Raw genomic sequence first — 23,184 nt, 5'->3', positions numbered from 1 at the left:
GGTGAAATTGGTGTTTTATATTGTGAAGATGATAGATAGAGGTAAGGACTAATCAATTGTAAAATGTGACAGTGACTTGATGATTTTACTTTGTTATAAAATTATAAAAATCCATTCCTTGAGTATGTATCCATCTAATCGAATTATACATTCCATCAATGAAAAAATTTGTACTTTCTACGGGATGTTTTACAACTAAAACAATTGCCAATATAACCAATGTATAATAAATGCCCTTTTTACCCATGTCCTCAAGTTTACCCATAATTATCGTTCTCCTTTAATAGTGTAAACCTATTTTAGCATATAGCTGGAATTTATTTCAAATACCCAAAAAGCACCTTCAAGTTATTCACTCCTGAAGGTGCTTTAATATTCATTATTAATAATGTTGTTTATAACGCTTAGTTACGAATTTTGATGGTAGTATAACTGTAGTACGTGGACTCCCAGCTGAGCTAAGGCCCCATTATATGTAATTAAAAATGTTTCAAGCGACTCCTATATCATATAAAATTTTCATCCCTGTGTCAATACTTTAATAAAAAAATTATAATTACCCTTCCACCATCAACCAAGATACAGTCAGCGATCTAGTCGCTGGCTGTATCTTTGGATAAAAGTGTTTTCAGTTCCTTCATAAACATGTTGATATCTTTGAACTGCCGATATACGGACGCAAAGCGCACGTAGGCAACCTCATCAACAGGATAGAGCTGTTCCATGACCAGTTCGCCGATCTGCTGGCTGTCCACCTCAGTAGCGGCTGTGTTGCGGATAGCGTTTTCCACCTGGGATACGATCATATCCAGTTGCTCGACAGATACAGGACGCTTCTCGCAGGCCCGAATGAGACCGCGCAGCATTTTATCACGGCTGAATTCTTCACGGCTGCCATCCTTTTTAATGACCATCAGTGGAGTCTCCTCCACCATTTCAAAGGTGGTAAAACGCCTGGCACATTGCTCGCATTCGCGGCGGCGGCGGATGGACTTGTTGTCATTCGCAGGCCGAGAGTCCAGCACCTTTGTTCCATTGTAGGCACAGTAAGGACATTTCATAAATTCACCACTTCCTTTTTCCAATAAATTCCCTATACTTTTTCGTAATAATTTTGTCAAAACGGTTCATAATATGTTTACCACGTCGCGAGGAGGTGAACAACAATGGCACAAGGAAACAATGGCAACTCCAACAACCTGGTAGTCAGCAAAGCCTCCGGCGCTCTGGAGCAAATGAAATATGAAATCGCTCAAGAGCTGGGTATCAGCATTCCTCAAGATGGATACCAAGGTAACATGACTTCCTATGAGAACGGTTCGATCGGGGGCTACATCACAAAACGCCTCGTAACGATCGCCGAACAACAATTGGCAGGTCAATACCAATAATCGCGGTAATAACGCAGAAGAAACAAGAAAAAGTGTATGGACGGGCTGCTAAAAACAGCCTGTCCTGCGCTTTTTTCATTTTAATGCCACCAGGCTCATTCTGTCATGACATATTTACACGCAGCCTCGTCATCCGTTAAAACTGATTATAAATTTTTGTGTATTGCCTGTAGTAGTAAATAACCCGCTGTACATAATGTCGTGTCTCGCCAAAAGGGATTTGCTTGATGGATTGTTCTTTCCCATCCCATACCCCCTTATCCAGCCACTCCTGCACTTTACCGGGGCCTGCGTTGTAAGCCGCAACGATAGCTACCGGATTATCCTTAAATTTCACCGACAGGTTATGCACATACCAGGTTCCCAGCTCAATGTTGGTGCCCGGCTCGTGCTTGACGCTATCCAGCGGAACCTTTTGGATCTGAGCGCTGTCCATAATCCAATTCGCCGTATCGGGCATGATCTGCATGAGTCCCAGTGCACCCTTGTGTGACTGCTTGCTGGTCTTAAAGTTCGTCTCAACACGGATAATGGACGCCACCAAAAACGGGTCCACTTCATACGTCTGCGAGTATTGCCGGATCTCATCCTTATATTGAATCGGATAGAACCACGACATCCAGTTTGAATTAAAAAACAGAATCAAGACAAACCCAACAAACAAAGTCAGCAGGACTCTTTTTTTGCGCAAAATATTCATGCCAGTCCCTTTCGCTGCCAGAATTGATCAATTTGCTGTTTTGTTTCAGCCTGTGTTCCACTATTATCGATGACGATATCGGCCAGGCTTCTTTTTTGTTCAATATCCATTTGCGCGGATAACCGAAGTCCGGCTTGTTCCTCGGTCAATCCATCTCTGAGCATCAAACGCCGGAGCTGCACATCGCGTGGTACGTATACCACCATAATTTCATCGTACAAGCTCTCCAGCCCGGACTCATACAGTAACGGGATATCCGCTAAAACAAGCTTGTTCGGATGTTCCTGCTCGTAAGATTCCATACGCATACGCATTTCCTCACGAATCGCAGGATGTGTAATATCGTTAAGCGCCTGCCTCTGGACAGGGTCTCCAAATACAATCTCGCTCAGCTTTTTGCGGTGCAGAGTCCCATCACTGTTCATCACAGCTTGTCCAAAATGCTGTATGACCGCCGTCAGCACCGGGTGCCCCGGAAGCATCACTTCCCGGGCAATAGCATCTGCGTCGATCAGCAACGCACCCTTGACGACCAATAGAGCCGACACGGTGCTTTTACCGGTAGCAATACCTCCGGTTAATCCGATATTCATGCTCTTTCACCTCATAACAGCTTCAATATGCCCATCATAATCAATAATAATGCCGGTAACACACCCAGCGCCTTCATAAATCGGAATGCCGACAGACAGAAACCTGCTTTCATACCTGCAATCAAAAATGTCCCGCTGAATAATGCAATAGCCAGCGCGGTAGCGAGTGGCTGGAAGCCCAGCATAGCTGCTCCCAATCCTGCACCGAACGCATCTACCGATAAGGCGATACCTAACCAAATCGCCTCCGTAGCGGATATACTGCCTGAACGGTCCATATCTGCAGCAGACGGACTTCGGAGAATCCGAATAACGAGACCCCATTTGCGGAATTCCAAAGAAAATAAGGTCCGTTCCTCTTGTACTTCTAAAGATTTCTCACCCTCCAGAACATTTCTGCTCACAGGATCAGGATCATCAATCAGATCTTCCTTGCGATGCAGGGACTGATACAAAGAGTGGCAGCCAATCCCAATCAGAATAACAGCGCCAAAAACCGTCGTATATACAGGAGACAGAACCTGGGACAATAATGCGCCTAGCTGCATGGATATGCCAATGACCAAACCTGAGCATACTGAAATGATGACAATGGACAGCAGTGGAATTTTCATTTTGCGTAGCCCATATGTAACACCGACTCCGAAACTGTCAAGACTTAGCGCAAATGCCAGCAGCAGCAGGGCTCCCCAATGATTAGCCACTCCAATTCCCTCCCATTGCGAAGGAAGGGCCCTACAGCAGCCAGAACCCTTCGCAGTATTGGTACTTGGAATCAATATATGAGAGGAATGGGCTTTGGGTGACTGTACCTGTTTAACGAAGAGGTTGGCAAACCGGGCAATGATGGGTACCACGTCCGGCTACGACGGATTTTTCGATCAATGTACCACAGTTAACACAAGGCTTAACGCTACGTCCATAGATTTGCAATTGATGCTGGAAGTCGCCCGATTGGCCTTGTCCGTTGACGAATGATTTGATGGACGAGCCTCCGACCAAAATCGACGCGCTCAATGTGGAGATAATAGCTTCATGCAGCACACGAAATTGGTTGCCATCCAAGCTTTTGGCTGGCTGTGCCGGATGTATCCCCGCCTTAAACAATGATTCATCCACATAAATATTCCCGATGCCCACGACATATGACTGGTTTAACAGCGCAGCCTTGATCGAAGTCGAACGGGTCCCCACAGCGGCACGAAGTGCCTCCGGTGTAAAGGACTCGTCCATCGGCTCCAAACCGAGCTTGTTCAGCGGCTTTTCCAGCAAATCCTGTCCTTCCGCAAATAAATGCATCGTGCCGAATTGGCGAACATCCTGATAACGTAATTCCGTACCATCCGTAAAATGAAAGATAACGTGAGTATGCTTTTCCACAGGATCATTTTGCGAATAGAGGCCATACCGTCCTTCCATTCTGAGATGGGAAACGAGCACCAGCCCGTCCAGCAGAATCCGCAAAAACTTCCCGCGTCTCTCCACTCCTGTAATGCGATGATCAGCCAATTCCATAGCAAAAGCGTGTATATCATCAGGTCGCTGAATAATGCGCGGCAGATTCACGGTCACATGATCTATATGTTTATCGACGATAAGCTCGTTTAACGTTCGTTTAATCGTTTCTACTTCCGGTAATTCCGGCATGATGTCTTCACCTCACCCTATATTATAACGGAAGCAGCGTTAAATTGGGACTATCTACTCGTTGAAATAACTTATTTCGCTTCGTACCAATTACTTCCATAGCTAACTTCCGCTTTGAGCGGTACAGACAGCTTCAGCGCCGCTTCCATCGTAGCCGGGACAAGCTCTTTCATCGTTTCCAATTCCTCCGGCGGAACTTCGAAAACAAGCTCATCATGTACTTGAAGCAGCATACGGCTGCGAAGATTACGGTCGCGAAGAGCCGCGTCCACCTGTACCATCGCCAGCTTGATAATATCGGCTGCGGTACCCTGGATCGGCGTGTTCATGGCGGTACGCTCCGCGAATGAGCGCAGGTTGAAGTTGCTGGCGTTAATCTCCGGCAAATAACGTCTGCGTTCCAGCAGCGTTTTTACGTATCCGTCCCGCTTTGCATCCTTCACAATATCATCCATGTAACGACGAACGCCCTGGAACACGTCAAAATATTGGTCAATAAAGCGAGCCGCTTCCTTGCGTGTAATATTCAGGTTTTGCGACAAACCGTAATCACTGATCCCGTAGACAATCCCGAAGTTAACCGCCTTGGCAGAACGCCGCATGTTAGAATCTACGTCTTCCGCAGGGATGCCGAACACATCAGACGCCGTCTTTGTATGGATATCCATGTCGTGGACAAAGGCTTCTTTCAATCGCTCATCATCCGAAATGTCAGCCAGCACCCTTAGCTCGATCTGTGAATAGTCCGCTGCGAGAATAGACCAACCCGGCTCGGACGGCACAAATACCTTACGGATTTTACGTCCCTCTTCCAGACGAATAGGGATATTTTGCAAATTCGGGAATTGACTGCTCAATCGTCCGGTTGCTGCAACCGTCTGCCGGAAATACGTATGCAGCTTGCCCGTTTTATCCGAAATTTCCTTAAGTAATCCTTCCACATACGTGGATTGGAGTTTCGCAATGGTACGGTACTGCAAAATGTTTTGCACAATATCATGATATGGGGCGAGCTTTTCCAGTACCTCGGCATCGGTGGAATACCCGGTTTTCGTCTTTTTAATAACAGGAAGGCCCAGCTTATCGAACAAAATTTCACCTAGCTGCTTGGGCGAATTCAGATTGAACTCCACACCGGCAATGCTGTAAATCTCGCGTACCAGCGTTTCAATCTGGGCTTCAAATTCTTTACCCAAAGCGCGCAGTTCTTCCACATTCACCAAAATGCCCTGCTTCTCCATATCCGCCAAAATGCGGGACAACGGCATCTCCAGCTCATGGAAGAGCTTGTGCATTTCCGTTTTTTCCAGCTCGGCCTGCTGTACAGGCACCAGCGCTTCAATCACCGCCGCCTTGCGCGCCACATGATCGGACAGCACATCCACATCAGGCACTTTATATTTAGCGCCTTTGCCGAATACTTCATCGTCCGGACGAATCGAAGACAAGCCATATTTGGCTGCCAATCCGCTTAGTGACTGGTTCGCATCCGTTGGGTCCAGCAAATATCCGACCAACTGCACATCGAACTCTGCCCCGGCAAATTCGATCCCGTGCCAATGCAGAGCTAAATCTGTACGGTGCAGATCATACCCCCGTTTTTTGCACCCAGCATCGGCGAGCCATTCGCGGACAGGCTTGGCTGCATCAGTTTGCAGTACATCCAAGGTCATAAAAAACTGTCGTCCCGCTACGCCAAATACCAGCCCCACAATTTCAGCATGATGCGGATTATCGCCATGGGTCTCCACATGCAGCAGATCCACAGTATCCAGTACATTTACCAGCTCGCTAATCCGCTGTTCGTCCAGTACGGTCACGTCAGCAGAGGCTTCCTCTACGCCCATTCCTGCACTGCCAACCTCGCCCGAAAAGGATAACCGCTCCAGCAAGGACTTGAACTCCAGCTTCGCCAGAGCAGGTCCCGCCGTTTCTGCTTGCAGCCCGTCGAATACAACATCTTCCAGCTGCTTGTCCAGCGTTACATCCCGATAGATGGTCGCCAAATCCTTGCTCATCCGTGCATCATTTGCATGCGTTTCGACGCGCTCTTTCATTTTTCCTTTCAGCTCATCCGTATGTGCCAGCACCTCTTCGACCGATCCATACTGATGCAGCAGCTTGAGCGCTGTCTTTTCCCCCACACCCGGAATCCCGGGAATGTTGTCCGACGTATCGCCCATCAGACCTTTGAGATCGATGATTTGCAACGGCTTCAAGCCATAACGCTCCTGAATCTGCTCAGGTCCGTACGTCTCCACCTCGGTAACCCCTTTGCGGGTTAAGCCGACAGTGACGTTGTCCGAAGCCAACTGAAGCATATCCTTATCTCCGGTAACCACCAGCACGTTAAAACCAGCTTCGTCCGCGGTTTTAGACAGGGTTCCAATGATATCGTCCGCCTCATAGCCATCCAGCTCAAACTGGGCAATGCCGAAGGCAGTCAACAGCTCTTTCAGCAGCGGGAATTGTTGGGACAGCTCAGGCGGCGTTTTCTCGCGTCCACCCTTGTAATCCTCGTATCCTTTATGGCGGAACGTTATTTTTCCGGCATCAAAGGCAACCAGTATATGTGTCGGCTTGTGCTCCTCCAAAAGCCGCAGCAACATCGTTGTAAATCCGTACACCGCGTTCGTCTGCTGTCCGCTCGAATTTGTTAACGGAGGCATAGCGAAAAACGCCCGGTAAATGATACTGTTGCCATCTATAAGCATGAGTTTATCCATTTAGCACCTCGCAAGTTCATCAATGCATCGAAAGGTTCTTTCGCTTTACGCATTCCTTTTCCTATCTTAACATAAAGGCTCCTTTTTCAGAAAAAAACGGCTGCTTCCTAGCCAGATTCGCCTTTTGCACAAAGACAAGTCTGGGTCAGAAACAACCGCTATATACCTAAAAAGCCCTACTGGTTCAAATCTGGTCGCTCCCCTGTCACGAGATATACAGTGCTTTCACCGATATTCGTCGCATGGTCACCAATCCGTTCAATATATCGTCCGACGAGCAGTTGCAGCATGCCTTGTGGAGCTTCCTCAGGCTTTTCTACCATAAACACATACAGATTGCTGATCATATGGCTATACATGGAATCTACACGATCATCCTCTTTGGCCATTTTATAAGCCAAATCTGTATTTTCATCCAGATAGGATGTAATTGCGTCGTCAATCATTTCTTTGACGATCGCAGCCATCTGCGGAATATCCACCAGCGGCTTGATGACCTGCTGCCCTTCCAGACGCAGCGTGACCTTGGCAATATCGAGTGCCAAATCCCCCATCCTTTCCAGATCACTGGAAATTTTAAAAGCAACAATGATCCGGCGTAAATCCTTGGCTACCGGCTGCTGGGTAATAATGAGCTTCGAGCCCATATCGAGAATGTTCTCTTCCAGTGCATTGAGAGATGCATCATTTTTGACCACCTGCTGGGCCAATTCTGTATTTTTGGTCTGCAAACATTCAATGGCCTGATCGAGTGCCTTCGATACATGTGCACCCATTTCGCGCAGTACGGCTCTCAGCTCATCTAATCCTTCATCAAAACCTTTTCTGCGTATCATTTCGAAGTCACCCCTCCTGGCATTACTATCTGGTTGGCTTTAGCCGAATCGGCCGGAAATATAATCTTCCGTACGGGAATCCTGCGGCGTAGAAAACATCGTCTCTGTATCCGCCGCCTCTACCACGACACCGTTCAAGAAAAACGCAGTACGGCCGGACACACGAGCCGCCTGATGCATGTTATGCGTCACCATGACGATCGTATATCTGTCACGCAGTTCTTGAACCAGTTCTTCAATCTTCATCGTGGAGATCGGGTCCAGCGCTGACGTTGCCTCATCCATAAGCAAAATATCTGGCTGCACAGCAAGCGCCCTAGCAATACACAGCCGCTGCTGCTGTCCGCCGGACAAGCTCAGGGCTGAACGCTTGAGAAAGTCCTTAACCTCTTCCCAGAGTGCCGCCTGCCGCAAGCTTTGCTCAACAAGTTCGTCCAGCTTGTCCTTTTGCCGGATTCCATGCAGACGCGGACCGTATGCCACGTTATCATAAATAGATTTAGGAAACGGATTAGGCTGTTGAAAAACCATCCCCACCTGCTTGCGCAGAGCTTCTACTTCCATCGTATCGCCATATATATCCTGACCTGCGATACTCACCGTACCTTCAATACGCGTTCCCGGTATCATATCATTCATCCGATTCAGCGTACGCAGCAAAGTAGATTTACCGCAGCCGGACGGTCCGATGAAGGCTGTTACCGTTTTTTCAGGAATATCCAGGTTTATATGTTTCAGCGCGTGAAAATTCTCATAATATAAGTTCAGCTTATCAATCCGAATAACGGAATCATTCATTGATTTATGATCTCCTTCGTGTTGCAGTTATGGTCCTCAAGCATTGCACCTGATTTGCACAATATGAAGATTATATAAGCTGTGTGTAAATTCAGTGTGGTGTATTTGTTAACGGTATGTAAAATGATCAGGGATTCAGCATAAGCTCCAGCTCCTGTGCAATCCCGGCTGCATTCAAAGCCGCTTCCTCTGCGGAACGAGACACATCGTTGTTTTTGGTCTCAATTTCAGCAACGGCCTGCAACAGTTGGGTAAACGTTTGGGTTCCAGCGGATATATACCGTGAGCCGGTATTAATCTGCTGCATGCTCGTATCCGTCAGATCGGCAGTATCACGCAGCATTTGTTCAATATCCGTAAGCAAGCTTGTAATCTGTGCGGAAAAGGCTTTCGTTTGGAGTGACATATTCCGCACCTCCTGAGATACGATCTGGAAGCCACGCCCATGTTCTCCAGCATGTGCTGCTTCTATCGATGCGTTGATCGCCAGCAGTCCACTTTGATCCGCGAGTCCGCGGATGGAGGAAGCCATGCCTGCAATGTCATTCAGCAATTGAGTTAGCGCTGTAATCTGCTCATGCTGACGCTTCATTTGCTCTGTGACTGCCCGATAGGAGAGCAGAACATCTTCCAGTTCCATTTTGCCACGGCGGGATAATTCACTCATCGAACGAGTTAGACGCACACTGTCACCAGCCTCTTTAGCGGCATCCAGCACAGTTGTCTGAATCCGATGGACACCATCATAGCTATGCCGAACCACGTTACCCCGATGCTCGTCCGCCTCTCTCTGCATTCGCTGAACGACGGACAAAATATCACGAATGGTCAGTACGCCAAGCAACCGCGTACCTTCCTTAATCAGCAGGCAATCGTAAAATCGTTGATCTTCGCGCAGCATCGCCTGCTCTACAATGTCCGATGCCAGGCTTTCCAGATCCACAATTAATGTATCGGGGTCGGCAAATATGGCCGCAGGCTTGTCATAAAACAGAGCCGCAGCAAACCTGCCCGTAAAATGGCGGTTATACGCATCTCTCATAATAATGCCCAACGGAAGGCCATTTTTATCAATGACAATGACGCAAGGAATGTCTTCCTGCGTTTTCATAAGTGCTAATAGCTCTTTACAAGACATATCCGTACCAATGATCGGAACCTCCCGGCAAGGCACGTAGGTAGTAATTGGCTTGTTAGATTCACGTTCAATCACGGCAGTGGAACTCGGCTGGGTCTTTGGTTCCGTTATCATCGTTCTGAAGTCCCCTTTTTTTGACTACTTGAAGTGACGGGAACATCATATCGGTCATTTGTTGATTGTAACGTTTGTTTATGTTAACGAAATGTAAATCACGAAATGGACACAAAAATCGTCGCATACAAAATCGAACATAAAGAAAAACGCTCCTCATTTATAGCAAATGAGAAGCGCTTCTTTTTTTATTAACAACCAGTTTGTATCCGACTCCGCGAATCGAATCAATATGAACCGAATCGGGATCCAGCTCCAGCTTCTTGCGCAATGAGCTAACATGCACATCCACCGTCCGTTGACCGCCAATGTAGTCGAAGCCCCAAACCGCGTTCATCAGATCGTCGCGAGTCAATACCACGCCCGGCTTACGGGACAAGTAGAGGAGCACCTCAAATTCCTTGGGCCTTAAGCTGATGGATTGTCCTCCGAGAATCACTTCATATTTTTCAGGATAAATCTCCAGCTCGCCTAATTGAATTTTGGAGCCGTCTTTCTGATCGGACAGCACGCCTTCATCCCCCCCGGAAGTACGACGCAGTACCGCCGTTACGCGGGCCAGCAGCTCGGAAACACCGAAAGGCTTCGTAATATAATCATCTGCTCCTGATTTCAATCCTTGGACAACCTCGGCTTCGCCGTTTTTGGCCGTTAAAATAATGATGGGTGTTGTCAGTCCCTGATGGCGTAGTCTGCTCAAAATATCCAGTCCGTTCATACCGGGCAGCATCAAATCCAGTAGGATCAAATCGTAGGACTCTCTGGAGGCTTTTTCAAACCCTGCACTGCCGTGATCCTCCGTATCTACTTCAAAACCCTCTTGTATCAAATTGTAGGATAGCAATCTGGCAAGCGTTGGTTCATCCTCAATAACCAGCAAGCGTTGTCCCATAAATAAATTCATCTCCTGTTTACCTTTTAAAGGCGCATTGGTCAAAATTCCAAAATCTTTTCCATACTCATGCGACACCCGTATATTTTATCACGGCATTGTTAACAGAATGTAAAAACCGATCTAGTTCATTCTTCCTGTTGCAACAACGGCAATTCGATTGTAAATGTGGTGCCCAAACCAAGCTCACTTTCTACGGAAAGCACCCCATGATGCAGGTCCACCAAATGCTTGACGATGGACAATCCCAGGCCTGTTCCACCCGAGTTGCGCGAACGACCTTTGTCTACCCGGTAAAAGCGCTCAAAGATGCGCGGCAGGTCCTTCTTTGGAATCCCGATGCCCGTATCGCTAACCGTAAATACGACCTTCTCCGTATCATTCTCCCGCTGTACAGTTACAACCTTGATTTTCACCTTGCCACCGTCGAGTGTGTAGTTAATGCCATTAGACAGAAGGTTTACAAAAATCTGCTGGAGCTTATCTTCATCCGCCTCCATAAACAGTTCATCCGGGACGTCCATATGCAGTGTAATTCTTTTTTTCGCAGCTACATTATTCAATTTTTCCAGCAATGATTCTATAAACGAGGATACATGAACCGGAGAGCAATCCAGCGGAGAACGCTTGGATTCAATTTTGGACAGCTCCAGAATGTCGCCGATCAGCCGATTTAGCCGTTCGCTTTCATCATAAATAATTTGCAAAAAGGAACGGGATGTTTCCTCATCCTTAACTCCGCCGCCGAGCAACGTTTCAGCAAAGCCCTTGACTGCGGCAATCGGCGTTTTTAGCTCATGGGAAACATTCGCCACAAATTCACTCCGCATATTTTCCAGCCGCCGAATAGCTGTAATATCCTGCAAAAGGAACAGCATGCCGCGATATCTGCCTTCATCCTCATACATCGGTACACCATCGAGCAAAATCAGCCGTTCCTCGGGATTATACAGATGAACCTCACCGTGCAGTCTTTCGCGGCTTTGTATACTACCCTCAATCAGCTTCGTCAGCTCGTAGTGCTTTTTCAGCTCATGATACGGCTTGTCCGTCACCCGTTTGCTAGTGACACCGAGCATCCGCTCAGACTCACGGTTCACAAGCGCAATCCGCTCCCCGGCATCAATCATGAGAATCCCTCCGGTCATATTGCTCATGACGCTCTGAAGCAAATCCTCATTATCACGTATCGTCTTCATTTGGTTTTGCAGGCTGTCCGCCATACGGTTAATGGCTTCCCCCAACTGCCCTACCTCATCCCGGCGCTGTATGCCAACTCTTGCGTCATAATCCAGCCCGGAAATACGATTGGCTACGCCTGTAATATGCTCAATAGGCGAGGTTAGGCCACGCGCGATACGGTAACTGACCAATCCAGCGGCAAGGAACAACAAGACCAGACCAATGCCAATTGCCGTCCAGCCGCGCTGCACACCTTCCTCTACTGCTTTCAGATTCATGGACAAACGGATATATCCGTCGAACCCCTTGTCGGATACGACAGGCTCTGCCACGTACAGCATATTTCGCTGCAAAGTTTCACTGTAGCGTATCGTTCGTCCGATTCCTTCCGACGCGGCTTCTTGGATTTCTTCACGTGATGCATGGTTCTCCATCTTGCGCGGATCACTTAGTGAATCACCAACCACCGTTCCATCCTTGCGAATGAAGGTCACCCGTGAGTCCGTCAGACGTGCAATTTCCTTTGCCTTTTCCGAATAGTAGGAGACGTAATCGGTACTGGAAAGAGCATCTGCATTGACAAAAGGAAATGTAGCCCGAAGCAGGTCGATCTCACGCCCCATATTTTCCTCAAGCACCTTCATGTTCGAGTTTTTAAAAATTTGTCCCATGGTGATTCCGGCAGCCAGGACAGATACGCCGATCAGAATCAGCATAATCAAGGTAAGCCTGAAACGAAACGACTTCATAAATATGCCCATCCTTTAGTTGAGTAGAAATTTTTATGATCATAACAGCTTTGTAAGTTAAGTCCCATTCTACAGGCTACCTGCTTTTTGTTCCACTGTTAAAAAGGAAAAAAGGTCAGGGCACTCATTGCCCCAACCTCTCTCTTATCCGTTGACGACTTCGCCGCCGTTGATATGGATGACCTGTCCGCTGACATAAGATGAATCATCCGAGGCAAGGTACACATAGGCTGGTGCCAATTCCTCCGGCTGACCGGGACGCTTCATCGGCTGCGCGCCTCCGAACTCACTGACGGTCTTGGCATCAAAGGTCGAAGGGATTAGCGGTGTCCAGACCGGCCCCGGCGCGACAGCGTTTACCCGAATGCCTTGATCGACCAAATTGAGCGAAAGAGAACGGGTGAATGAAGTAATCGCCCCTTTGGTGGATGAATAATCAATGAGTGTCTTGTTCCCGGCATAGGCCGTAATCGACGTGGTGTTAACAATTGCGCTGCCTTTCTTCAAATGCGGCAATGCCGCTTGCGTCAGGAAGAACATGCCGAAAATGTTCGTGCGGAATGTACGCTCCAGCTGCTCTTTCGTGATATCTTCCAGCTTTTGCTGTGGATGCTGCTCTGCGGCATTGTTCACGACAATGTCCAGCTTGCCCAGCTCGTTAACCGTCTGCTGAACCGCTTTTTTGGCAAATTGGTCATCTCCGATATCGCCGGGGATCAGCACGCATTTGCGGTCCTCCTGCTCTACCTGACGCTTCGTCTCTTCTGCATCCTTATGCTCGTTCAGATAGACGATAGCTACGTCAGCACCTTCCTTGGCGTACGTAACAGCTACAGCGCGTCCAATTCCACTATCTCCACCGCTAATGAGTGCGACTTTGCCTGTTAGCTTGCCAGCCGCCTTATAGGTTGACTTCTCAAACTGAGGTGCAGGCGACATTTTGGACTCGATCCCCGGTTGCTGTTCTTGGTGCTGCGGGGGCAAGGTTTGTTGGGTCTGATTGCTTTTGGCCATCGTGCATTCTCCTTTCAAGATTAGATATCTTATAGGATGCAACATTTGTATCCACTCTACTCCTGATTTACCACACGAGCTTGTACGTTAAACGAAAAAGGAGGATGAAGTTCGTTGGACGCACAAAAAAACGGCTTGTGCTTATTCAGCACAAACCGCTTTTTTCAATTTAGCATTTGACATCATTCGATTACAGCCACTCGCAAAATACTTAATTAAATAATATGGCTGTATACCATTAAAAACGTGATGAGAATCAGAAATACCGCAAGCAATGTACTGAACATGCGCATTTTTCCAGCGTATTGCGTAATGGGCTGTTGGTTACGAATCGCTTCCAGCGATAAACGTAACGGCTTGCCCATAGCACCTGCGATGCCGGAGATACCCAGAAACAGCAGCAAAACGACGACGATCCATGCCACGGAATATGGACCCCAAGCAAAAATCATATAGATGCCGCTAACGAGCAAAATGATCATTGCAAATTGAGACAAACGGTTCAATAGCTGAACAGCCGATATCGTCCCTTCCTGCACGGCGGGGGCAAGCTTGTCGATTTTGCCAACTACAAAGGGGAGCAATATATAAAAACCCAGCGCCAGCGATCCGATCATGTGAATAAAAAACATAGTTTACAACCTCCATTTCTTTGTTTACCTGACTGTCATCATTTCAGTGTTTTGGGACATGCTTTTCTATGTACACTATCAACGCATACGAAACCTATTATACCGGGGAAGTAGGACAAAGCAAAGGAGGACGGTGAGAAAAGTTTCAGCTTGAGTGGGTGCTGGAGAGGCTCCGCGAACGGAACGTTGCTACCATCGCTGTTGTCTCCGGATTTTATTGAATATATTTGATATGGTATAAATCCGGAGACAAAGGCGAGCGCTTACGCTTGTCCGCAATCGTTCCGTCCGCTCCGCCAGTGCCAGCAAATCCAAGCTGAAATTTTCAACTTTAAAGGAAAAGGAAGAAAACAAATAGATTACTTATATTCTATTTAAAGAGGTGTCCGTCGGCCATGACTATGGCTTTGGGACACCTCTTCAAATAAAAGTATACCGTTTTAGTAGAAAATCGAACCTATACGGTCACTATTTTAATTACATTACGAACCGATTCGGCGGATTGATCAAGCGCTACTTTTTCCTCGTCGGTCAATTCCAGCTCGAACACCTTTTCGATACCATTACCACCAAGAAGTGTCGGTACGCCGAGGAACAAGTCCTGATAGCCGTACTCTCCCTCCAGATAGGCAATGACCGGGATAATACGTTTTTTGTCTTTTACAATCGCTTCTGTCATCTGCGTAAGCGAGGCTGCCGGGGCATAGTATGCGCTACCGTTGCCCAGCAGGTTAACTATCTCCCCGCCACCGACACGCGTCCGCTGTACGATCGCTTCGATACGTTCCTTCGAAATCAGGGTTTCGATAGGGATACCACCAACGCTGGAATAGCGTACCAGCGGCACCATATCATCACCGTGACCACCCAATACGAAGCCACGCACGTCTTCGACGGATACGTTCAGTTCCTGTGCAATAAAGGTACAATACCGAGCTGTATCCAGCACACCAGATTGGCCGATGACCCGATTTTTCGGGAAACCAAGCGTCTGGTATGCGGTATAGGTCATGGCATCGACCGGATTACTCAGAATAATGACGATAGAATCTGGCGCATACTTCTTCACGTTTTCACATACGGATTTTACAATCCCTGCGTTCGTATTTACCAAATCGTCACGGCTCATGCCTGGTTTGCGCGCAATCCCCGCTGTAATAATGACGATATCCGAGTTGGCTGCATCCTCATAATTGGAAGTGCCTGTGACCTGGCTGTCAAATCCCTGGACCGGACTGGCCTCTAAAATATCAAGCGCTTTGCCTTTGGTCGGATTCTCAAGTTGCGGAATATCGATCAGAACGATATCACCCAGCTCTTTTTGGGCCAGCAGCAATGCGGTAGTGGCACCGGTAAAACCGGCGCCAACAATGGATATTTTTTTGCGTTGAATGGTCACGTGGCATTCCCCTCTCTACAGGTTACTAATAATGGTATCTGCGAACTCGGAGCATTTCACTTGTGTAGCGCCTTCCATCAGACGGGCAAAGTCATAAGTTACGATTTTCTTATTAATGGACGTTTCCAGTCCTTTGTAAATCAGGTTTGCCGCTTCGTGCCAGCCCAAATGCTCAAGCAGCATCACGCCGGACAAAATAACGGAACCGGGGTTTACGACATCTTTATCAGCATATTTTGGCGCTGTGCCGTGTGTAGCTTCAAAGATAGCATGCCCAGTTACATAGTTAATGTTCGCACCTGGTGCGATACCAATTCCACCGACTTGAGCAGCCAGCGCATCGGACAGATAGTCTCCGTTCAGGTTCAGTGTAGCAATAACATCAAATTCGGAAGGACGAGTCAGCACTTGTTGCAGTGCAATGTCAGCGATCGCATCCTTGATGATAATTTTTCCTGCATCTTCAGCTGCTTTTTGAGCTACATTTGCCGCATCTTCACCATCTTTTTCCTTGATAGCATCATATTGAGCCCAAGTGAATACTTTATCTGCAAATTCTTCCTCAGCCACTTCATAACCCCAGTTTTTGAAGGCACCTTCGGTAAATTTCATAATGTTGCCTTTGTGTACGAGCGTTACGCTCTTGCGTCCGTGGTCAACAGCATACTGAATGGCTGCACGTACCAGACGTTTTGAACCATCGGAGGAAACCGGCTTGATCCCGATACCTGACGTTTCTGGGAAACGAATTTTGTTCACACCCAGCTCTTGTTGGAGGAACTGAATGACCTTTTTCACGTCCTCGGAGCCTTCGGCATACTCAATACCAGCATAAATATCCTCGGTATTCTCACGGAAAATAACCATGTCTACCAATTCAGGACGCTTCACCGGAGACGGAACACCGTTAAAGTAACGAACAGGACGCAGACATACGTACAGATCCAGCTCTTGACGCAATGCCACGTTCAAAGAGCGAATGCCGCCGCCAATCGGTGTCGTAAGCGGCCCTTTGATGGCTACAATATACTCACGGATGGCTTCCAAAGTATCGTTAGGCAACCACTCGCCGTATGTATTGAAAGCTTTCTCACCAGCGAATACTTCATACCAGGCAATCTTTTTGGAACCGTTATATGCTTTATCTACAGCTGCGTCCAGTACGCGCTTGGATGCTTTCCAGATGTCGCGGCCTGTGCCGTCGCCTTCGATAAACGGAATAACCGGATGATTCGGAACCTGTAGTTGACCGTTATCAATCGTAATTTTTTCGCCTTCAGTTGGGAGCTCAAACTTTTCAAATTTCGCCATAAGTTCCTTTTCCTCCTCAGATATGAATGGGTACGGGACGAAAGACGTGATCTTCATCATAGACAAAAACACGCATCTCTCGCCGTCCCTTCTATTGTACCTTATTTTTTTAATTCAGGGTATACAGCCTCAATATTCGTACAACAAGTGATTAGCGTAATTCCGGAGACACATACTTTTGGTCAATCGGACCTGTGTATTCAGCGCGCGGACGGATCAGACGATTATTTTCGTACTGCTCCAAAATGTGCGCAGTCCACCCGGATACACGACTCACGGCAAAGATCGGTGTGAACAGGTCTCTTTTGATACCCAGTTGGGTATAAACAGAGGCAGAGTAAAAATCAACATTCGGCTTCAAGCCCTTTTGTCCTGTCACAATTTCCTCGATTCGAACCGAAATATCAAACAACGTCGTATCGCCGTTCATTTCGCCCAGTTCGCGGGACATTTTGTGCAAATGCTTGGCACGCGGATCACCGTTTTTATAGACACGATGTCCAAAGCCCATAATTTTTTCGCGGTTATCCAGTTTGGTCTGAATATACAAATCCACCTGATCCAAACCGCCGATTTCCTCCAGGGTTTTGGCAACAGCTTCGTTGGCTCCGCCATGCAGTGGTCCCTTCAAAGCTCCGATTGCCGACGTAATGCCGGAATAAATATCGGATAGTGTTGCTACCGTCACGCGTGCAGCAAAGGTCGATGCATTCAATTCGTGATCGGCATGCAGCACAAGAGCCTGATTGAACGCTTTGATAGCCGTCTCTTCCGGGTCTTTGCCAGTAAGCTGATACAGAAAGTTTTCGGCGATAGAAACACCTTTCTTGGGCGCAATCGGCTCCAGCCCTTCGCGCACACGCGCTATGGCCGCCACAATTGTGGGCAATTGCGCCTGAAGCTTGACGGTTTTGATCACATTGGCCTCTCTCGACATATCATCCGCCTGTGGGTCATACAAGGCAAGAGACGATACGGCTGATCTCAGGGCAGCCATCGTGCTCAAATCTTTCGGGTACAGCTTTAATTGAGTAATAATTTCATCCGGAATGGCAGCATATTCGCTTAGTTGGTCGCGAAGCTCCTGCAATTGGGCTTGATCAGGCAATTTTCCGAACCACAACAAATAAGCTACCTCTTCAAAAGCGGCGTTAACAGCCAAATCATCAATGTTATAACCCCGGTACGTGAGAACGCCTTCTACGATAGAGCTTATGGAGGAAGTGGTCGCTACGATCCCTTCCAGACCTTTAGTCGCTGTCATCGTTACATCTCTCCTTTGTAAAAACATTGTGAACGGACTTGCAATGTAAACATTTTCAAAAGTAAGTTTTGCCTTTTAAATAAATAAGTAATGTTAACGCCATATGTCAATATTTAAACCTTCTTTCACTATACTGGATTTTGTCGTTTATGTGAACATTCAGGGCTATTCCGACACATTCAAATGTTTTATCGGTTCTATAAAGAAATTTTTGAAACCCCTTACATATTTTTTTAATTCATTTGCACTTTTTTACACAGGTCTTGTCTCACCTCCTTCTCGCATATGTATAGTAAAGCACTTATTTCATGGAATACAACTGTAAAAGAAAGGAGCCGTGAGAGCTTGAGCCGGTTGATCCTGAATCGCATATTTCGCGCTCTGTGGGTTGTAGTCGTAATTATAGCTCTATTCCTGGGCATATACGTGCTGTTCCCTCTCGTCTATCCCTTTCTGTTCGCCTGGCTTGTAGCCTATGCCATGAATCCGCTCGTTCACTTTCTGCGCAACCAGGCCCGCTTGCCACGTTGGATGGCTGTCACGGTCTCGTTATTTGTATATTTAGGCGGAATCGCCGTTGTACTCTCTGCGGCCATAACGCGGATGGTTCGAGAGATCATCAGGCTCACCATGACCTTTGACGGACATATTGAACATTTTAAAAGCCTGTTTATCGACTGGACTCAGAGCGATCTGATCCAAAATGTAATTAATGAAATTAACCAATTTATCCGCAATAACCCCGATTACTACCATACAATTAACAGCAATATTGATAAAACGACCCAGACGGTCAGCTCGGCTGTCACCACACTGGTTGCCCAATTTTTTAATGGTATTCTGAATTTGCTGACCTCTCTGCCTAACATGGGCGCGGTGCTGATGGTTATTGTATTAGCGGCATTTTTTATCAGTAAGGACTGGGACCAACATAGCCAAATGCTCTCGAATACGGTTCCTGATACGATTCGCAAGCCTATGTCGGGGATATGGCACGATCTGCGCAAGGCGTTGTTTGGTTATTTGCGCGCACAGTTTATTATAATCTCCATTACCGCGGTGACCGTCATTATTGGACTGTTCATTTTGCGTGTAGAATCCGCCTTCACCATCGGTTTGATGATCGGGCTGGTTGATTTGCTTCCTTATTTAGGGGTTGGCATTGTGATGATTCCGTGGATTTTATATGCATATATGTCGGGTAATTTGGCATTAGGGGTAGGATTGTCGATCCTCTATATCATCCTGTTGGTTGGACGGCAAATTGTAGAACCTAAGGTGCTGGCCAGCAGCGTGGGTCTGAACCCGCTTCCCACCCTCATTGGGATGTTCATCGGGCTCAAGCTGTTTGGTGTGTTGGGACTGATTATCGGACCTGTGTCCCTCATTGTAGTGGACGCGCTCAATCGCGCCAATGTCATTCAGGACTTGCGCAACTATATTCTTGCCGGAAGAGTCCGTTGAGATCATGTGAGTAGGAAAAACGGCAGCTTACGTCAAAACCGCCGAAACGTAATGCTGCCATTTTTCATTTTTTTCTCGAGCCATTTCAATAAAAAGCGTCGGTACAACGCACGGGTCAAAGGAAAAACCAGCGTAAAACCGATAATATCCGTTAAAAATCCAGGGATAAGCAGCAAGCTCCCGCCGAAAAAGACACATAATCCATCCAGCATTTTGCGGCCGGGCATTTGTCCCCGATTCATTTCATTTTTCGCATCGGCAATGACCTTGCGGCCTTCAAATTGCATCATAGCGGCTCCAATCAGGGTCGTCAGAATGATAAGCAGAATGGTTTTACCCGCTCCAATCCAGTGACTTACCCATATAAACCCGTACAGCTCTGCCAGAGGAATAAGCAGCAACAACAGCCACAGACGTTTGCGCATCATCATGCTTTCTCTCCCTCCCCGCCTGTCATAGCAGACCGTAGCGCGGTGTACAGATCAGGTAGCACCTGATCCAGCCGGACGGGCTTCCATTCGGTACTCACCCATACGTGGCGTGTCACCCCGGTTACGAGCAGCTCTCCAGGCAGTGGGTCTGCCTGTGTCCATACCTTTCCAATCTGGCTTTTATGGTCCTCAGCCGTTACACGCCGGACCTCATAAGTGTAATTCAGACGCAGTCTGGAGAAGTCCGTGATCGCGGTATAGATGGTAATCAAATCATCATATCGGGCAGGACTCACATATTTCGCATTGATTTCGATAACGGGCAACAGAACACCTCGTTCCTCCATGCTCCGATAGTTAAAGCCTGCCTGCCGGATCATTTCCGTACGCCCGATCTCAAACCAGTTCAGATAATTGGCATGATATACGACCCCCATTTGGTCGCTTTCCTGATAACGGACACGCAGCGGTGCTCCATACCAGTGTAATTCCGTTTGTTTCTCCTCTTGTGTCATACAAGCTCTCCTATCTGTGTGCATCTTTATCTCTATATTTGCCCTCTCTCCATTAAACCATATTTACCGCCCCGGAACAAAAAGAGGGCCGAACCGTGATGGTTCCGCCCTCCCAAGCATTTTATAATGATGGCTTTATCATTTTGGCAACGGCTTGGACAATTTGTAATATCCGCTTTCCGAGGCCGCATTCAACAGACTTTTCGCTTGACTTCCTGCCCAAGCATAACCGAGTCGTCTCTCCTCACTGATTTTCATGATGTCAGTATACTTTTTGCCATCCCGGTCTGAAAAGAAGTACTTATTGTCTTCCACATTGTAGAAACGATACCACATTACGCTCGATGCGTCCTTTTGGAAAAACTCCGGACCTTGACGATTGTATTTGATACCGTCGATCCGATTAGTGTCAAACCATTTCAAGGCGCTCTGAGCAGCTTTTTTCACCTCAGCCGTTTGCGGTTGGGACATCAAGAAAGCCGTGATGCCTACCGATTCCGTAGTTGTTTTGGAAGCAAGCTCAAATGCCCGGGCTTCAACAGATGCATAAGTAACCGGATCATGCTGTGCACCCCAGATCGTAGGTGTACCATTATTTACAATTTGAGACTTAATTGTGTACTGGATTCCTTTGTTTAGCGCTTGCTGAAGTCTGGAGCGATATGTATTGTCCAGAATATCGCTATCAAACGGCTGCTTCTTGTTCGCAATATCATCCGCCAACACCATAACTCTAACCATTGCATCATCGTTGTAAGTTACGGCATCAGAATAATTACCACGTTTAGGGTATACTTGCGGCCAGCCACCGGAGGAATATTGAGAGGTTAGAACGAAGTCAACTGCTTTTTGTACACTGTCCTTAATGTCTTTATTTTTTGTTTTTTTGTATACATCCGCCAAAAAGCGAATTTCAGTTGTCGTAGCCTCATTATCAAATGTTCCCAGCTCTACGCCATCCTTGCTCTTCCAGGTGGAGCGTGCAGCTTTACCGTCCCACTTGGATTTATAATTCTTTTCCATAGCTTTGAAGAATCCGCCATGCGGCAATTGCCACGATACGATATTCAAGGCCAGTTTGGTATCCTTAGATACATCGCCAGTAGAAAATTTACTAAAATCACGGTACTTATCCAGCAAACTGTCCGCACTCACGCTAGCCAATGGAACAACAGCATTTTTGTAAATGGCCGTATCACCATACACTGCTTGGGTAACATTCACCTCCGCATCAGCTGAATCCTGCTCCGCTGCCGCCCACGAAGGGTTAATAAGCCCAGTTGTTACTGTAATCGCCATTCCTGAAAGGGCGATCCACTTGACAGAATCTTTAACATTAAACCTCATTCCAAACCTCTCCTTTAATATGATTATGGGTACCTCAAAACTATTAAACACATGTATTATATGAAAATATACCCAAATAATCAATATATTTTATTATATACAAATGAAAGAGTTTACTAAACTAATAAAAAACCCTCTTACTAATACTGGATTAGTAAGAGGGTTTATCCTATCTCATATATAGTAAGTCGACAAACAGCGTCGCTTACCCAAACCGGCCCATAATGTACTCCTGGGTCAGCTCATTTTCAGGATTAGTGAAAATATCATTCGTTTTGCCATGTTCAACCAGACTCCCGATATAAAAATAAGCAGTGTAATCGGAAATCCGTGCGGCCTGCTGCATATTGTGCGTTACGATGACGATTCGCAGATCTTTTTTCAACTCGGTAATCAGCTCTTCGACCTTACCTGTAGAAACAGGGTCCAGCGCAGAAGCCGGCTCGTCAAGCAACAAAATTTTCGGTTGAACGGATAGTGCACGCGCAATACAAAGACGCTGCTGCTGTCCACCAGACAATGCCAGGGCGGAATCATGAAGGCGGTCCTTGACCTCATCCCATAACGCCGCTTTACGCAGACTGCTTTCGACGATTTCATCAAGCTGTTTCTTTTTACGAACACCCCGGTATTTGGGACCGAAGGCGATGTTATTGTAAATGGATTTGTAAAACGGATTAGGCCGCTGCCACACCATTCCAATCTGCTGACGCAGCTTGATCACGTCTGTGCCCGGCGCGGTCAAATCCTGCCCATCCATCCAGATGTGCCCTGTCGTAGAAGAAGACGCAATCTCGTCATTCATCCGGTTGAGGGAGCGCAAAAAGGTCGATTTACCACAGCCGGAAGGCCCGATCAGGGCGGTCACTGTCTGCTCGGGAAAGGCCAGATTTACTTTTTTTACAGCCTCAAAGCTGCCGTAATAGATGCTTAAATCCTCGGTACTGAATGGTTGTGGAGCTTGCCCCGCAAGTTGTTCCGAGCGCGTAGATTGTATGGGTGTTGCAGGTGTTGCCGTTCGCGTAATGACTTGTTCCATGT

Annotated in this window: 23 protein-coding genes; 2 read left to right on the top strand and 21 right to left on the bottom strand. The window is 47.2% G+C overall.

Going from position 1 to position 23,184, the window contains the following annotated elements:
- Positions 1 to 85: 85 nt before the first annotated feature.
- Both QMK20_RS08525 and nrdR read right to left on the bottom strand, forming a co-directional pair.
- Positions 86 to 265 carry a hypothetical protein gene (locus QMK20_RS08525; protein WP_283655373.1) on the bottom strand — a complete coding sequence of 60 codons (180 nt, stop codon included), beginning with the start codon at positions 263 to 265 and terminating at the stop codon, positions 86 to 88.
- Positions 266 to 593: 328 nt separating this feature from the next.
- On the bottom strand, positions 594 to 1,061 hold the full coding sequence (nrdR, locus tag QMK20_RS08520) for a transcriptional regulator NrdR (RefSeq protein WP_013309614.1): 468 nt from the start codon (positions 1,059 to 1,061) through the stop codon (positions 594 to 596).
- Positions 1,062 to 1,166: 105 nt separating this feature from the next.
- On the opposite strand from nrdR, the gene QMK20_RS08515 reads away from it, so the two are divergent.
- Complete coding sequence (locus QMK20_RS08515) at positions 1,167 to 1,391, top strand: alpha/beta-type small acid-soluble spore protein (protein WP_137062459.1); 225 nt, start codon at positions 1,167 to 1,169, stop codon at positions 1,389 to 1,391.
- Between the two features lie 136 nt (positions 1,392 to 1,527).
- Here QMK20_RS08515 and QMK20_RS08510 read toward each other — a convergent pair whose 3' ends face one another.
- The 15 genes from QMK20_RS08510 to citZ form a co-directional block, all read right to left on the bottom strand.
- Entirely contained in the window at positions 1,528 to 2,091 is a 564-nt protein-coding gene (locus QMK20_RS08510) for a lytic transglycosylase domain-containing protein (protein ID WP_044647073.1), read from the bottom strand.
- Positions 2,088 to 2,684 (bottom strand): dephospho-CoA kinase, encoded by a 597-nt coding sequence (coaE, locus tag QMK20_RS08505; RefSeq protein ID WP_283655372.1) that lies wholly within the window; start codon positions 2,682 to 2,684, stop codon positions 2,088 to 2,090. The genes QMK20_RS08510 and coaE overlap by 4 nt, the downstream gene beginning before the upstream one ends.
- Before the next feature lie 11 nt (positions 2,685 to 2,695).
- A complete protein-coding gene (gene ytaF, locus QMK20_RS08500; RefSeq protein WP_283655371.1) occupies positions 2,696 to 3,388 on the bottom strand; it encodes a sporulation membrane protein YtaF in 693 nt (230 codons plus the stop codon).
- Between the two features lie 112 nt (positions 3,389 to 3,500).
- Entirely contained in the window at positions 3,501 to 4,331 is an 831-nt protein-coding gene (gene mutM, locus QMK20_RS08495) for a DNA-formamidopyrimidine glycosylase (RefSeq protein WP_283655370.1), read from the bottom strand.
- Between the two features lie 71 nt (positions 4,332 to 4,402).
- Positions 4,403 to 7,057 carry a DNA polymerase I gene (polA, locus tag QMK20_RS08490; RefSeq protein ID WP_283655369.1) on the bottom strand — a complete coding sequence of 885 codons (2,655 nt, stop codon included), beginning with the start codon at positions 7,055 to 7,057 and terminating at the stop codon, positions 4,403 to 4,405.
- A gap of 176 nt (positions 7,058 to 7,233) precedes the next feature.
- On the bottom strand, positions 7,234 to 7,893 hold the full coding sequence (gene phoU / locus QMK20_RS08485; RefSeq protein WP_283655368.1) for a phosphate signaling complex protein PhoU: 660 nt from the start codon (positions 7,891 to 7,893) through the stop codon (positions 7,234 to 7,236).
- A 39-nt stretch (positions 7,894 to 7,932) separates the two neighbouring features.
- Positions 7,933 to 8,691 (bottom strand): phosphate ABC transporter ATP-binding protein PstB, encoded by a 759-nt coding sequence (gene pstB / locus QMK20_RS08480; RefSeq protein ID WP_283655367.1) that lies wholly within the window; start codon positions 8,689 to 8,691, stop codon positions 7,933 to 7,935.
- Between the two features lie 127 nt (positions 8,692 to 8,818).
- On the bottom strand, positions 8,819 to 9,943 hold the full coding sequence (locus QMK20_RS08475; RefSeq protein WP_283655366.1) for a methyl-accepting chemotaxis protein: 1,125 nt from the start codon (positions 9,941 to 9,943) through the stop codon (positions 8,819 to 8,821).
- A gap of 160 nt (positions 9,944 to 10,103) precedes the next feature.
- A complete protein-coding gene (locus tag QMK20_RS08470; RefSeq protein WP_010349065.1) occupies positions 10,104 to 10,835 on the bottom strand; it encodes a response regulator transcription factor in 732 nt (243 codons plus the stop codon).
- Positions 10,836 to 10,963: 128 nt separating this feature from the next.
- Positions 10,964 to 12,766: a two-component system histidine kinase PnpS gene (pnpS, locus tag QMK20_RS08465; protein ID WP_283655365.1), complete on the bottom strand. Its 1,803-nt coding sequence runs from the start codon at positions 12,764 to 12,766 to the stop codon at positions 10,964 to 10,966.
- A 144-nt stretch (positions 12,767 to 12,910) separates the two neighbouring features.
- On the bottom strand, positions 12,911 to 13,780 hold the full coding sequence (locus QMK20_RS08460; protein WP_283655364.1) for an SDR family oxidoreductase: 870 nt from the start codon (positions 13,778 to 13,780) through the stop codon (positions 12,911 to 12,913).
- Positions 13,781 to 13,995: 215 nt separating this feature from the next.
- Positions 13,996 to 14,412, bottom strand: a complete 417-nt coding sequence (locus QMK20_RS08455; protein WP_283655363.1) for a hypothetical protein — start codon at positions 14,410 to 14,412, stop codon at positions 13,996 to 13,998.
- A gap of 457 nt (positions 14,413 to 14,869) precedes the next feature.
- A complete protein-coding gene (gene mdh, locus QMK20_RS08450; protein ID WP_044648769.1) occupies positions 14,870 to 15,811 on the bottom strand; it encodes a malate dehydrogenase in 942 nt (313 codons plus the stop codon).
- A 15-nt stretch (positions 15,812 to 15,826) separates the two neighbouring features.
- Positions 15,827 to 17,122, bottom strand: a complete 1,296-nt coding sequence (icd, locus tag QMK20_RS08445; RefSeq protein ID WP_283655362.1) for an NADP-dependent isocitrate dehydrogenase — start codon at positions 17,120 to 17,122, stop codon at positions 15,827 to 15,829.
- Between the two features lie 151 nt (positions 17,123 to 17,273).
- Positions 17,274 to 18,386 carry a citrate synthase gene (gene citZ, locus QMK20_RS08440; protein WP_283655361.1) on the bottom strand — a complete coding sequence of 371 codons (1,113 nt, stop codon included), beginning with the start codon at positions 18,384 to 18,386 and terminating at the stop codon, positions 17,274 to 17,276.
- 345 nt (positions 18,387 to 18,731) lie between these two features.
- Between citZ and ytvI the strand changes: the two genes are divergently transcribed.
- Positions 18,732 to 19,850 (top strand): sporulation integral membrane protein YtvI, encoded by a 1,119-nt coding sequence (gene ytvI / locus QMK20_RS08435; protein WP_283655360.1) that lies wholly within the window; start codon positions 18,732 to 18,734, stop codon positions 19,848 to 19,850.
- Between the two features lie 32 nt (positions 19,851 to 19,882).
- Here the strand turns inward: ytvI and QMK20_RS08430 are convergent, their stop codons facing one another.
- The 4 genes from QMK20_RS08430 to pstB (QMK20_RS08415) form a co-directional block, all read right to left on the bottom strand.
- On the bottom strand, positions 19,883 to 20,281 hold the full coding sequence (locus tag QMK20_RS08430) for an FxsA family protein (protein WP_013309596.1): 399 nt from the start codon (positions 20,279 to 20,281) through the stop codon (positions 19,883 to 19,885).
- Positions 20,278 to 20,796 carry an acyl-CoA thioesterase gene (locus QMK20_RS08425; RefSeq protein ID WP_283655359.1) on the bottom strand — a complete coding sequence of 173 codons (519 nt, stop codon included), beginning with the start codon at positions 20,794 to 20,796 and terminating at the stop codon, positions 20,278 to 20,280. The genes QMK20_RS08430 and QMK20_RS08425 overlap by 4 nt, the downstream gene beginning before the upstream one ends.
- Before the next feature lie 138 nt (positions 20,797 to 20,934).
- Complete coding sequence (pelA, locus tag QMK20_RS08420) at positions 20,935 to 22,143, bottom strand: pectate lyase (RefSeq protein WP_283655358.1); 1,209 nt, start codon at positions 22,141 to 22,143, stop codon at positions 20,935 to 20,937.
- A gap of 205 nt (positions 22,144 to 22,348) precedes the next feature.
- Positions 22,349 to 23,182, bottom strand: a complete 834-nt coding sequence (gene pstB, locus QMK20_RS08415; RefSeq protein ID WP_283655357.1) for a phosphate ABC transporter ATP-binding protein PstB — start codon at positions 23,180 to 23,182, stop codon at positions 22,349 to 22,351.
- Between the last annotated feature and the right edge of the window lie 2 nt (positions 23,183 to 23,184).

Source organism: Paenibacillus sp. RC334 (genome assembly GCF_030034735.1).
GTDB lineage: Bacteria > Bacillota > Bacilli > Paenibacillales > Paenibacillaceae > Paenibacillus > Paenibacillus terrae_A.
Note: the sequence above shows the minus strand (reverse complement) of the source record. Positions and strands in the feature narration are given on the sequence as shown.

Coding starts and splice junctions, on each gene's coding strand:
- QMK20_RS08525 (WP_283655373.1), bottom strand. CDS start 265: ATGGGTAAACTTGAGGACATGGGTAAAAAGGGCATTTATTATACATTG.
- nrdR (WP_013309614.1), bottom strand. CDS start 1,061: ATGAAATGTCCTTACTGTGCCTACAATGGAACAAAGGTGCTGGACTCT.
- QMK20_RS08515 (WP_137062459.1), top strand. CDS start 1,167: ATGGCACAAGGAAACAATGGCAACTCCAACAACCTGGTAGTCAGCAAA.
- QMK20_RS08510 (WP_044647073.1), bottom strand. CDS start 2,091: ATGAATATTTTGCGCAAAAAAAGAGTCCTGCTGACTTTGTTTGTTGGG.
- coaE (WP_283655372.1), bottom strand. CDS start 2,684: ATGAATATCGGATTAACCGGAGGTATTGCTACCGGTAAAAGCACCGTG.
- mutM (WP_283655370.1), bottom strand. CDS start 4,331: ATGCCGGAATTACCGGAAGTAGAAACGATTAAACGAACGTTAAACGAG.
- polA (WP_283655369.1), bottom strand. CDS start 7,057: ATGGATAAACTCATGCTTATAGATGGCAACAGTATCATTTACCGGGCG.
- phoU (WP_283655368.1), bottom strand. CDS start 7,893: ATGATACGCAGAAAAGGTTTTGATGAAGGATTAGATGAGCTGAGAGCC.
- pstB (WP_283655367.1), bottom strand. CDS start 8,691: ATGAATGATTCCGTTATTCGGATTGATAAGCTGAACTTATATTATGAG.
- QMK20_RS08475 (WP_283655366.1), bottom strand. CDS start 9,943: ATGATAACGGAACCAAAGACCCAGCCGAGTTCCACTGCCGTGATTGAA.
- QMK20_RS08470 (WP_010349065.1), bottom strand. CDS start 10,835: ATGGGACAACGCTTGCTGGTTATTGAGGATGAACCAACGCTTGCCAGA.
- pnpS (WP_283655365.1), bottom strand. CDS start 12,766: ATGAAGTCGTTTCGTTTCAGGCTTACCTTGATTATGCTGATTCTGATC.
- QMK20_RS08460 (WP_283655364.1), bottom strand. CDS start 13,780: ATGGCCAAAAGCAATCAGACCCAACAAACCTTGCCCCCGCAGCACCAA.
- QMK20_RS08455 (WP_283655363.1), bottom strand. CDS start 14,412: ATGTTTTTTATTCACATGATCGGATCGCTGGCGCTGGGTTTTTATATA.
- icd (WP_283655362.1), bottom strand. CDS start 17,122: ATGGCGAAATTTGAAAAGTTTGAGCTCCCAACTGAAGGCGAAAAAATT.
- citZ (WP_283655361.1), bottom strand. CDS start 18,386: ATGACAGCGACTAAAGGTCTGGAAGGGATCGTAGCGACCACTTCCTCC.
- QMK20_RS08430 (WP_013309596.1), bottom strand. CDS start 20,281: ATGATGATGCGCAAACGTCTGTGGCTGTTGTTGCTGCTTATTCCTCTG.
- QMK20_RS08425 (WP_283655359.1), bottom strand. CDS start 20,796: ATGACACAAGAGGAGAAACAAACGGAATTACACTGGTATGGAGCACCG.
- pelA (WP_283655358.1), bottom strand. CDS start 22,143: ATGAGGTTTAATGTTAAAGATTCTGTCAAGTGGATCGCCCTTTCAGGA.
- pstB (WP_283655357.1), bottom strand. CDS start 23,182: ATGGAACAAGTCATTACGCGAACGGCAACACCTGCAACACCCATACAA.